The 11,695-nt window shown below is 32.6% G+C and carries 9 protein-coding genes and 2 pseudogenes; 1 reads left to right on the top strand and 10 read right to left on the bottom strand.

What is annotated here, in order from left to right; all coding sequences use genetic code 11:
• A partial coding sequence (locus J6V67_RS03795; protein ID WP_291858979.1) for a fumarate reductase iron-sulfur subunit occupies positions 1–673 on the top strand: 673 nt, incomplete at its 5' end.
• 122 nt (positions 674–795) lie between these two features.
• Here the strand turns inward: J6V67_RS03795 and J6V67_RS03790 are convergent.
• The 10 genes and pseudogenes from J6V67_RS03790 to guaB all read right to left on the bottom strand — a co-directional run.
• Complete coding sequence (locus J6V67_RS03790; protein ID WP_291858977.1) at positions 796–987, bottom strand: hypothetical protein; 192 nt, start codon at positions 985–987, stop codon at positions 796–798.
• Positions 988–1,090: 103 nt separating this feature from the next.
• On the bottom strand, positions 1,091–3,676 hold the full coding sequence (locus J6V67_RS03785) for a DEAD/DEAH box helicase family protein (protein ID WP_291858974.1): 2,586 nt from the start codon (positions 3,674–3,676) through the stop codon (positions 1,091–1,093).
• A pseudogene (locus tag J6V67_RS03780) lies at positions 3,669–5,575 on the bottom strand (DNA methyltransferase). The gene J6V67_RS03785 and the pseudogene J6V67_RS03780 overlap by 8 nt, the downstream one beginning before the upstream one ends.
• Before the next feature lie 68 nt (positions 5,576–5,643).
• A pseudogene (locus J6V67_RS03775) lies at positions 5,644–6,660 on the bottom strand (NADH:flavin oxidoreductase/NADH oxidase).
• On the bottom strand, positions 6,660–6,992 hold the full coding sequence (locus tag J6V67_RS03770) for a hypothetical protein (protein WP_291858971.1): 333 nt from the start codon (positions 6,990–6,992) through the stop codon (positions 6,660–6,662). The pseudogene J6V67_RS03775 and the gene J6V67_RS03770 overlap by 1 nt, the downstream one beginning before the upstream one ends.
• Positions 6,989–8,287: a UDP-N-acetylmuramate--L-alanine ligase gene (murC, locus tag J6V67_RS03765; protein WP_291858968.1), complete on the bottom strand. Its 1,299-nt coding sequence runs from the start codon at positions 8,285–8,287 to the stop codon at positions 6,989–6,991. The genes J6V67_RS03770 and murC overlap by 4 nt, the downstream gene beginning before the upstream one ends.
• 4 nt (positions 8,288–8,291) lie before the next feature.
• Positions 8,292–9,083, bottom strand: a complete 792-nt coding sequence (locus J6V67_RS03760) for a carbon-nitrogen hydrolase family protein (protein ID WP_291858964.1) — start codon at positions 9,081–9,083, stop codon at positions 8,292–8,294.
• Positions 9,076–9,264 carry an exodeoxyribonuclease VII small subunit gene (gene xseB / locus J6V67_RS03755; RefSeq protein WP_086226468.1) on the bottom strand — a complete coding sequence of 63 codons (189 nt, stop codon included), beginning with the start codon at positions 9,262–9,264 and terminating at the stop codon, positions 9,076–9,078. Before xseB ends, J6V67_RS03760 begins: the two co-directional genes overlap by 8 nt.
• Positions 9,257–10,360, bottom strand: coding sequence for a homoserine O-acetyltransferase (locus tag J6V67_RS03750; protein WP_291858959.1), 1,104 nt, complete (start codon positions 10,358–10,360; stop codon positions 9,257–9,259). The genes xseB and J6V67_RS03750 overlap by 8 nt, the downstream gene beginning before the upstream one ends.
• On the bottom strand, positions 10,360–11,695 hold a 1,336-nt coding region (gene guaB / locus J6V67_RS03745), incomplete at its 5' end, for an IMP dehydrogenase (RefSeq protein ID WP_291858957.1). The genes J6V67_RS03750 and guaB, both read right to left, overlap by 1 nt.

Genomic DNA, 11,695 nt, shown 5'->3' with positions numbered 1-11,695 from the left:
CAAAGTAAGCAAACCTCACTTTGCAAAGTATGAACTAGAAGAGACAGATGGTATGACTCTTTTTATCGCGTTAAATCAAATTCGCGAAAAATTCGATCCAGGTCTTAGCTTTGACTTTGTATGTCGTGCTGGTATATGTGGTAGTTGCGGTATGGTTGTAAATGGTCGCCCGCAACTAGCTTGTAGAACTCTAACAAAAGATTATCCAAGTGGTGTTATCGAGCTTATGCCACTACCTGCGTTTAAACTACTTAAAGACTTAAGCGTTGATACAGGTAACTGGATGAATGATATGAGTAAAAGAGTTGAGAGCTGGATTCACTCAAATCATACTACAGATATTAGCAAAATGGAAGAAAAAGTAGATCCAGATGCAGCTCAAGAGACATTTGAGCTTGATAGATGTATAGAGTGCGGTATCTGTGTAGCAAGTTGTGGTACTGCTCTTATGAGACCTGATTTTATCGGTGCTGTAGGTCTAAACCGTGTAGCTAGATTTAAAGTCGACCCACTAGATAATAGAACAGATGAAGATTTCTATGAATTAGTAGGCGATGATAATGGGGTATTTGGTTGTATGAGTCTTTTAGGCTGTGAAGATAACTGCCCTAAACACTTACCACTACAAAGCAAAATCGCATATATGAGACGCAAATTAGCTACTGTGAAATAATTATACACTCCCTAAGAGTTTCTTCTTAGGGAGCTTGCATTTAAAACAAATTTAAACTTGAAGTAATTTATCTAGGATTTTTAAATATAGAGATAAATAGACTAAAAAGTCTATTTGTAAAATTAATTAAATAAACTATCTAGTAGTTTATCAGAGACTTTATCTATCATATCTGAACTTTTATCAACTACCTTATCGCTCATTTTATCAACGATTTTATCTACTTTTGAGTCCTCTTTTTTCTCTGATTGAGCCATCAGTGATGTAGAAAACAAAGTAGCTACAACCATTACGCTAATTACAATTTTTTTCATCTATACTCCTAATGATATTTAAGTTAGATGAACATTGTACCCCCCCCCATAACAATAAGTAAATAAAATATATACAAATTATAAATATAAAATTTAATTTCACTTAATCGTTAATTTTAAAAAAATTATAAAATTGATCTTTAAATTTTTTATTATTATCATTTTTATCATATTTATCACCAAAGAAAAAAGGTAAAGCATAGATATTTAGCCCTTTTTTAGTATCATTGTTATCTATTGTAAATATTTTTTTATTTACCTCATCAACTATTAAATCTTCTTTCCATTTATCAATATCATATATATGAGAACCTTTACTTTCTAATATTATTTCTGATGATAAATACGTTAAATTTTCACTATCTTTTGGTTTTCCAAAGAGTATAAAATCTGGCTCAAAACCATCTCCATAGCTACTTTTTGTTTTTCTATTATCATAAATTTTAAACTCCTCAAAGCCTTCATTGCGTATAACTATCCATTGGCTAAATTTACTATCTATTCGCTCCTTGTTTGCATCTATAAATGCTAAAAATTCTCTCTCTAGCTCACTATCTGTGGAATACTTATCGTAATATAGCCATTCATAAGGGCTATCTTCTACCCCGTCAAAAACTGATTTATTATCTTTATTAACAATATTTTTGACAACTTTTCTACTGCCTGTATTCTCTAATTTTTTAACTTTAAATTCGCTAACTTCAAAATCTTTAATCTCTTTATCTAATGCATCTTTATAATGCGTTAATATATATTTAGCAATCTCTAGCTTAATTGCTGGGTCTTTAAATGTTTGTTTTCTATTAAATTTCAAATTCAAAAACGATATAACTTTATCATAAAATTCCCTTTTACTTAAAATATCTTTATTGTAAATTTTGATTTTATTTATATCGATTTTTAATATATTCATAGCCTTAGCAAATATATTATATCCTATATTTTCACCTATCTCATAGCAACATATAAAATTACTATTTTTACTATTTTCATCATCAAATTTTTCTTCAATATTACTTATACTATGTCCGATATATGGTATCTCTAATTTTTCTAATTTTCTTTGAATATTTTCATTACTAAAAAGAGACTTTTTGCCTAATATTCTTTTTTCATTACTTACATAATAAATTTCATTATTTTTTATAATCTCTTTAGCTTTTTTGCTAGGTTTTAATTCTAAAATGTCTATATTATCATCTAGTAATGAACCTTGCACTCTTAATTCATTTCTTATATTTCTTATGTATTCTACATCGTTTAAAGCGTGATAGCTAAGCCTTTCTAGCATAGATAATTCATTAAATTTACCATCATATTTACGCTTATATTTTTCTTTACCTTGGCCAAATGGAAAATATCTAGCACCACGGCCTATTAGTTGCGCCTCTTTTGTAGTTGTTCTAGCTGTACTTTTAGCTGTTGCTGAGCCTAAACGCACTATATCAAAGAGATTTAGCACATCCCAGCCCTCATTTAGCTTATCAACTGCAAAAATAACCCTTATTGTATTTTCTTTATCTTCTAGAGTATTTAGTTTTATTTGATAATCTTTAATCTCTTTTTCATCATTTGCATTTAGTTGATAAATATCTTTAAATGCTATTTTGATATGTTCTACCAAAATACTTGCATAACTCTCTTTAAAATTGCTTTTGAAAAAATCTATACTATATTTAAAAAGCTCATCGCTTTTATCTACATTATTATAAAATTCAATGATATCATCACTATTTAGCTCTTGTAATATCTCATTAAATAGCTTTTGATTCTCATTTGAAAGCTTTATATTTTCACTTTTAAATAGCACAACTGGCTTTAACTCTATATTATTCTCCCTTGCTAAAAGCTCCCTATAACTACTTAATAAACACGCCCCAATAAATCTAGCCTTTAGTTCTGTATCATCATATTTTACTAGAAAAATTCTCTTAGAATACCCATTTTTACAAAACTCTTCTAATGCATATTTATAGATAATCTTATCTTCATATTTTTCTAATACACTTCTTTCATTAGGCAAGGTAGCAGTAAATTCTAGCATTAGATTATCATCATGGCTTTTAAAGGCCTTTTTCATAATACTTTCCCAGTTTTCTTTATCTTCTTCTTCGCTTTTATTTAATTTTCTTTTAGTTTCGCTATTTAGGTGATGAGCCTCATCGGCTAAAAATACTATTTTATAGTTTTGTAAATCCTCAAGCGTTAGAGAATTTTCCTTCTCATCTTTAAATAGAGAAAACAGCCCTTGAATAGTGCTAAAATATATATTTATACTATTTTCATCACTCTCATTAAAATTATCAATAGACCTTACTGCAACCCTTATCCCATCTATATTTATCTCACTGGCAAATAGATATTTTGATGAGCTACTATCGCAAAAATTTGCCTTTGTCTTTTCTACTATTGATGTTGAATTTACAAAAAAGATAAAATTTCTATATCCATTTTTATAGCAATCAAGCATTAAAGCTGCCATTACAAGAGTCTTACCACTTCCTGTAGCCATATTAAACATTAGATGGTTTGTGCTTGGCTTTTTTCTTTGTAGCAAGAATCTTTTTAAGGCTTGAATTTGATATTCTCTTAACTCTTTATTTAAATTATCTTTTATATAAGATGGAATTTCTATATCTGCATATTTTAATGCATTTTCTAGCTCTTCATTTAACTGTACTCTACTCATCACTGCTACCTTTATAGAAAATATCATTTAGCTTTTTAGTTCTCTCATCTATCTTATAATCACTATCTTCCATATCAGCATAAGGGATATAGTCCATATTTCTATCTAGGCATTTTTTTAGGATTCTTTTTTTCTCTATAAATTCTAAAGCTGTAAATTCTAAATCTTTTAGATCATTTTGTATATCTACTCTATAATCAATAAAGGCAAATTTAATTAATTTTTCATAAATTTGATTTAGCTCATTTTCATCGCTAGAGTTTTCTATCATATCTATAAATTTAGCATTTAAATTTGCTAACTCGCAATATATCAAGCTTCCACCACCACTCCAGCTTACAGCTTTGCTAATTCCGCCTTGTTCGCCTTCAATTACCTTTTTTAATCTCTCTTTGGTGATGGATTCTATATAATCCATCTGCTCGATACCTATATAGCGTCTTTTCATCTTGTGAGCAACTGCTAATGTCGTCCCACTACCAGCGAAAAAATCTAAAACTAAGTCGTTTTCGTTTGTAGTCATATCTAGAATTCTGTATAGTAATTGTTCTGGTTTTTTGGCATTTTTAAAATCTACGCAACCCTCTTTATTTAAATTTATAGTGCTAATATCACTCCATAAATCACCTATGTATTCTTCGATATAATCGCTTAAAAACAACATTTGTTTGCCTTCCCACCAAATATATTTTTTTCCTTGTGGGCTTATTATTTCTCGTGTTTTTGTATCAAAATTATATTTATCAAAAGTTTTGTTGTTAGTCCTATATATAACTCTATCAGCGTTTTCTAGTTTGAAATTTAATATTTCATCATCTGTTAAATTCATATTATTTTGTTCTAAAAATTTTTTAATCGAACATATTTCCCATTTTTCAATACTCTCAGTCGGATTTAATATAATATTTGAATAATATTTTGCGTATTCTTTAAAATCATCGATATTTGAAATTTTATTTATCTTTTGCGGTCTTAAAGTTATATTTTGTTTTTTAAATAATAAAATATATTCTTTGAGCTTTGGTAATTTTTTATCAATATGAGCCATTTTGACACCGCTTGTTTCGCTCATTTTAACAGCTACACAATTCACAAAATTCTCCCTACCAAAAATCTCATCCATTAGCACTTTTAAATAGGCTTGCTCGTTATCATCGCATTGGACAAATATTACGCCATCATCACGCAAAAGCTCTCTTGCAATTTCTAGGCGATTTTTCATAAAGGTTAGCCAGGTGCTGTGATTAAATCTATCGTTATAATTAAAGCTATCATTGCCAGTATTATATGGTGGGTCTATGTAGATGAGTTTTACTTTATCTTGTTGTGGTGCGTGTCTAAAATACTCTTTTAGAGTGTGTAGGGCTATTAGGTTATTGCCTTTTATGAGTAAATTTGGCCTATTTTTAAGCACTTTTTCTAAAGTATCGTTCTGCCCCCCCCTACAAGCTCAAATCTATCTAAAACTTTTGGAGAAAAAAGCATATCAATCTGACTTTTAGCTAAGATGTTATTAAAAAATAGCTCCGTGCTTTTATCATCATCTTTACTTTGGCCGCCTTTTAATACACAATCTTTAAAAGGAAAATTTAGAACTACATTTTGATCATTTTTTAAAAATCTCTTTTCAGCAGTACCAAGACCGATTTTATTTGAAAAGCTTGTATAGCTATCGCTTAGCAACTTTAAATCCAAGAAATTTAAAAATTCATCTTTTTTAAAGATTAAAGCTCCGCAAATTTGAGTAAAAAATCTATCCTTATACTCATCTTTAAAATTTGAAATCTCAAGCAAGAATTCCAAAACTCTTTTATCATTGCTAACTGCCAAACTTCTAGCATTCATTAAAGTCTCAAAATGCTCTTTTATATCGTTTATTAAGTAGTTTTCTTTTTCCATTATTTTCCTTTTTGTATTGTTTAAAATAAGAATTTTGTCAAATTTAAAAAAATTTGACAAAATTGAATTTAAAATGCTCTTTGATATGAGAAGTCTATAAGCTCGTTTTTGCCCTCGCTTGCAGCTGCATATAGGGCAAAATTTGGATTTCTTAAAAGCTCTCTACCATATGCTACTATATCACAGTATCCACCCTCTATCATCTGCTCGCCCTGCTCTTTAGTAGTGATTAATCCCACTCCAATAACTGGTATATTTACCACCTCTTTAATAGCTTTTGCATAATCTGCTTGATACATAGGCTTAAGCTCTGGAACTAGGCTTGGCTTTGATACTACGCCACCTGCTGAAACGCTGATATAGCACGCACCAAGATCGGCGCATTTTTTCGCTATAATCTTGCTATCTTATATGGTATTACCGCCCTCTTCCCAATCATCAGCACTAATACGCACGCCAAATGGAATTATAGAGCCAACCTCTTGACATATCAAGCTTAAAAGCCTCATTCTATTTTCAATACTTCCACCAAAATCATCATTTCTTTTATTTGTCAGTGGGCTTAAAAACTCGCTAATTAAATATCCGTGAGCTGCGTGAATCTCTACTATATCATAATCAGCAGCTTTTGCTCTAATGGCTGCTTCTTTAAATTTAGTTACAATCTCATATATCTCTTGGACATTTAACTCTTTTGGGTGGTCATACTCTAAACTAAAGCATATACCACTTGGGCTTACTATATCAGGGCAAGTTCCTTTAGCACCAGCGTGGCCTAGCTGCACAGCTGTAGTTTTGCAAGTATATTTTTTAATCTCGTAATTTAGCTTAGTGTGTGCTTCTATTTGATTATCACTCCATAGGCCTAGATCATTTTTGGTTATACAGCCCTCGGGAGATACTGCTGTAGCCTCTACTATTATAAATCCAACCCCACCAAGCGATCTAGCCGGATAGTGTAATCTATGAAAACAACGAGGTAATCCACCAAAATCTCTAGCCTTATAAACGCACATTGGCGGCATTGCTATACGGTTTGGTATTGTATAATTTCCAATCTTAATTGGTTCAAATAAAATTGACATCAATTCTCCTTTAGACATTTTTGAATCGGTATTATGATACCGCTTTTATCTTTAGCAACAAAACTTTGCGTACCAAATTCATAATTATAACTCTTTTTACTAATATTTAAATCACCACAATTTATACTATCTTTGGTATTAAATTCAGTCAAAAGCACTTGGATATCGTTGCTGCGTCGCTCATCATCTACATTATATAAAAATCCAGTTACAAATAATACAACGCACACCGCAAGAATAGAGAGCTTTGAGCGCCAATTTAGCCTTTGGCTAGATATAGCTAGTACTATTAGGACTACAACTGCTAAAACTAAAAATAGCACAATTCTCATCTCTCGCCCCTTAGCTGATAGCTGATATCTCCAGCACCAAAGCCGATCACAAGGCCACTAGTTAGGCTATGTTTAACACCAAAATTATCAAAAAATTCAATACTATCGCCATTTCGTTTAATACTCTCAGCGAACAAAGCGCCTTTAAATTCACTCTTTAAATCTACGCCATTTGGCTCTTCTCCGGCTGCATATACTGGTAAAACTACAAGCTCGTCTACATCTTTAAAGCACTCTTTAAACCCATCTAAATTTGCTATCAATCGTGAATATCTATGTGGCTGAAATATCGCTGTAATACTCTCAAGCCCAAGCAGTCTTGCATACTCTTTAGCACTTTTTAGAGTAGCTTTAATCTCAGTAGGATGGTGACCATAATCATCAATTAGAGCAAATTTCTCATTAGCAACTAAAATATCAAATCGCTTTTTTATCCCTTTAAATTTCTTAAGATTTTCCCTAACTTCTTCAAGTCCCATCATAGAATTTGCTGCTAATATCGCAAGGCTAGCATCAATTGCTATATGCTCCCCCATACCCCAAGCTTCGAATTTACCAAGCCCTTTAAGATGAAAACTTGTATATGGCTCATAATTTCTAAGAACCATTTGCATATTAGTTATATCACCCCTTTCAAGGCGAATACAATCCATCTTAATAGTACTTAAAAACTCATCTTCAGCATTAATAATACGAATCTTAGCCCTTTCTAAAAACCCTTTATAAGCAGCATGAAATTTATCTATATCATTATCATAATGCTCCATATGTTCAGGCTCAGCATTTGTTACAATAGCTAAAAATGGATTTGAGTTTAAAAAGCTACTATCGCTCTCATCAGCTTCAAATATTAAATTTTCGCTAGTTTCATATTTCATATTTGAGCCAAATTCTTTGCTTATAGCACCAATTATAGCACTACCTTCCATCAAAGCTGCAAGCATAGCTGAAGTAGTACTTTTACCATGCGCTCCAGCTACTGCAAATACTCTTTTGCCTTCTAAAATAAATGGCAAAGCCTCCTTGCGTGAGAGGCACTCAATTCCACGCTCTCTAGCCTCTATAAGCTCTACATTATCACTTTTAATAGCTGCGCTATATACGACAAAATCAGGATCTTCAATAGCGCTTTTACAATGAGGTACAGTAATCTTCATTCCATTAGCTCTAAGCTCTTTAGTAATTGCACTATCAGCAATATCTGAACCACTAATTATAAAATTACGCTCTTTTAAAAATCTAGCAATAGCTGAGATACCAATCCCGCCAATACCTATAAAATGAACTTTTTTCATATATTTATCCTAGTAATGCTTCAGCTTTTTGGCGAAATTTCCATATTGAGCGAGCTTGCAAGATTAGCTTTTTATCTATATCGCACATTAGTATTCCCTCATTTGAATCTAGACTAGTCTCAATCTCCCCGTGAGGATTTATAAGCATAGTTTGCCCATAAAACTCACTCTCAACCTCGCCAAATTTAGTTTTGCCAAGACGATTTACACGAACGATATATATATTATTTGTAAGCGCTCTCATCTTTAAAAGCTCATTCCATCGCTCATTAGAATTTAGAGTACAAGCGCTTGGTAATAGCACACAATCAACCTTTTTAGCTACAATTTCAGCCCAAATTCGATCAAAATGCGCCTCAAACCCAAAAACAACTCCAAATTTAATCTTATCAACGCTAAAACTCATAACACCAAAGCTATCTTTTTTAGAATAAAACTTAGCTTCATTCCAATGTGAGTAATCAATTAATATATTTTGCTCTTCATACTTTGTACTTTGTGGGCTAAATTTAGCTACAACTTTTCTACACTCTTTACCTTTAACTTGTAAAAGTGGAGCGATAATTGTCAGATTATATTTACTTGCCATCATTGATAAACTAGTTCGTTTTTGTTCGCTTTGCTGCTTTATCATAGATTTTGGCATTTTAATAATCTCATTAAAAAATGAATTTATCACATACTCGCCAAGCACTACTACGCTAGCGCCACCCTTAGCTGCTAAATTTAAATAATGATCGATTCTTGAATCGCTCATAGCCAAAGTATGCAACTGTAAAGCTGCTACCTTACTCACTATCTTCTCCTATTTGAGTGATTTCTAGCTTAGCATTTTCTAGCATATCTCTAGCCTCATTAACTAGCTTTAATCCATCTTTATATAGTTTTATACTATCACTAAGCGCTAAATTCTCATTATTTAAACTCTCTAAAAGTTTTTCAATTTTATCTATCTTATTTTCAAAACTCTCACTCATTTAATGCCTTTTTAATATAATCTTCAATCTTTTCTATCTCAACTAAGAATGCATCATGTCCATAATCGCTATCAATGCATATATACTCACTTCTATCGCCTTGACCTATCTGGACTAAAGCATCATAAATCTCAAGCATCAAATTTGGTGGAAATAAAATATCCCCACTAAATGCAATAAGGGTTAATTTAGCTTTAGTAAGCATCAAAGCCTCATGAAGAGAGCCATAATGTCTGGTACAATCAAAATTATTCATCATCTTTACGACATATAGATATGATAATGGATCAAATCTTTTTGGGAAATTATTACCATTATACTCCATATATCTATCTACTTCAAATCGCCCTAAAAGCTCATAAAGACCATCTGTCTCTACATATTTTCTACCAAATTTCTTATCCATTGTACTAGGGCTAAGAAAGCTAATATGTCCAGCCATTCTGCCAAGCGCCATACCTGTTAAGCCATTTGCTTCTATATCATCTTTATCGTAGTAACCGCCTTTGAAATTTGGATCTCTTACTATACCTTCAATAGCGATTTTATTAAATGCAATTGCCCACGCCTTAGTAGCATATGTAGTAGCTAGCATTACAACTCTTTTGGCAAAATTTGGAAACTCTATAGCAAAACAGAGTGCTTGCATTCCTCCAAGACTACCGCCTACTACTGCATGCGCCTCTTTAATACCAAGCCTATTAAATAATCTCATTTGCGCTCTAACAACATCACTAATTACAAGAACTGGAAAGCGAAGTCTATACTCTTTTTGAGTGCTTGGCTCGATACTTAAAGGATTAGTAGAGCCAAATGAACTTCCTAAAATATTTACACAAATTACAAAATATTTAGTAGTATCAATTGCCTTGCCATCACCTATTATAGCATCCCACCAGCCAGCTTTTCTATCGCCTGGATAAATTCCAGCAGCGTGAGCTGAACCAGTAAGTGCATGACATACAACTACAGTATTACTCTTATCTTCATTTAGTTTGCCATAGCACTCATAAGCTAAGTCAAATTCGCTTAAAATCCGCCCACTCTCTAAGTGCAAAGGCTCATCAAAATGTTCTACAGCGCTATAAATTTCCACTAATTAACTCTATAATTTGGCGCTTCTTGAGTTATTATAACATCATGGGCGTGACTCTCTTTTAATCCTGCACTTGTAATCTCTACAAACTCGGCCTTATCTTGGAAAGTCTTGATATCTTGACTACCGCAGTATCCCATCGAACTTCTAAGTCCTCCAATTAATTGATGAATCACATCACGAATTGTGCCAGCATATGGTACACGACCTTCAATGCCTTCTGGTACTAACTTATCTTGAGCTGTTCCTTCTTGGAAATATCTATCACTACTTCCTCTAGTCATTGCACCGATACTTCCCATACCTCTATAACTCTTATATTGACGACCTTGGAATGTTACTAGCTCACCTGGACTCTCATCGCACCCTGCAAGCAAGCTTCCTACCATTATACAGCTAGCACCTGCTGCTAATGCTTTTGCAAAATCGCCACTATATTTAATACCGCCATCAGCTATGATTGGTACATTAAATTCCTTAGCAGCCTCAGCACAATCACTAATAGCTGTAATCTGTGGCACGCCTACGCCAGCTACAATTCTAGTAGTACATATAGATCCTGGGCCAATACCTACTTTTACACCATCGGCTCCGGCTTTGATTAAATCAACCACGGCTTTAGGATTTGCTACATTGCCTACTATGATATCTACTCCAGTTATTTGAGATTTAATCTCTTTTAGAGTATCAATAATTCCCTTGCTATGACCATGAGCTGAATCCATTACCAAAGCATCTACACCAGCCTCAGCTAAAGCTTTAGCTCTATCTATTTGACCAACACCAATTGCTGCAGCAACTCTAAGGCGACCAAATTTATCCTTATTAGCATTTGGATACTCTTTGCGTTTTTTAAGATCTTTGATAGTGATTAATCCTTCAAGTTTGCCATTAGCATCTACAATTGGTAGTTTTTCTACTTTGTTTGTTGAAAATATCTTTTGTGCATCATCTAAAGTGCATCCTGATGGTGCTGTAATTAATGGAGTTTTTGTCATTACTTCACTAACTTTTTTGCTATAGTCATTTTCAAATCTTAAATCACGATTGGTTAAAATTCCAATTAATATATCATTGCTATCAACTACTGGAACGCCTGAGATTCTATAATCACTCATTAATTCTAAGGCATCTTTAATACTAGCTTCAGCAGTAATAGAAATTGGATCCATAATAACGCCACTTTCGCTTTTTTTAACCTTTTTGACCTCTTTTACTTGAGATTCTAAATCCATATTTTTATGAATTACGCCAATACCGCCAAGTCTTGCCATCATAATTGCGGTTCTATGCTCAGTAACAGTATCCATAGCAGCTGAAATTATAGGGATATTT

Source organism: Campylobacter sp., from assembly GCF_017646085.1.
GTDB lineage: Bacteria > Campylobacterota > Campylobacteria > Campylobacterales > Campylobacteraceae > Campylobacter.
The sequence above is the reverse complement of the archived record's forward strand: the minus strand, read 5'-3'. Positions and strand labels throughout refer to the sequence as shown.

Excerpts from the sequence above, each read along its gene's own strand:
- J6V67_RS03790 (WP_291858977.1), bottom strand. The coding sequence starts at position 987 with ATGAAAAAAATTGTAATTAGCGTAATGGTTGTAGCTACTTTGTTTTCT.
- J6V67_RS03785 (WP_291858974.1), bottom strand. The coding sequence starts at position 3,676 with ATGAGTAGAGTACAGTTAAATGAAGAGCTAGAAAATGCATTAAAATAT.
- J6V67_RS03770 (WP_291858971.1), bottom strand. The coding sequence starts at position 6,992 with ATGAGAATTGTGCTATTTTTAGTTTTAGCAGTTGTAGTCCTAATAGTA.
- murC (WP_291858968.1), bottom strand. The coding sequence starts at position 8,287 with ATGAAAAAAGTTCATTTTATAGGTATTGGCGGGATTGGTATCTCAGCT.
- xseB (WP_086226468.1), bottom strand. The coding sequence starts at position 9,264 with ATGAGTGAGAGTTTTGAAAATAAGATAGATAAAATTGAAAAACTTTTA.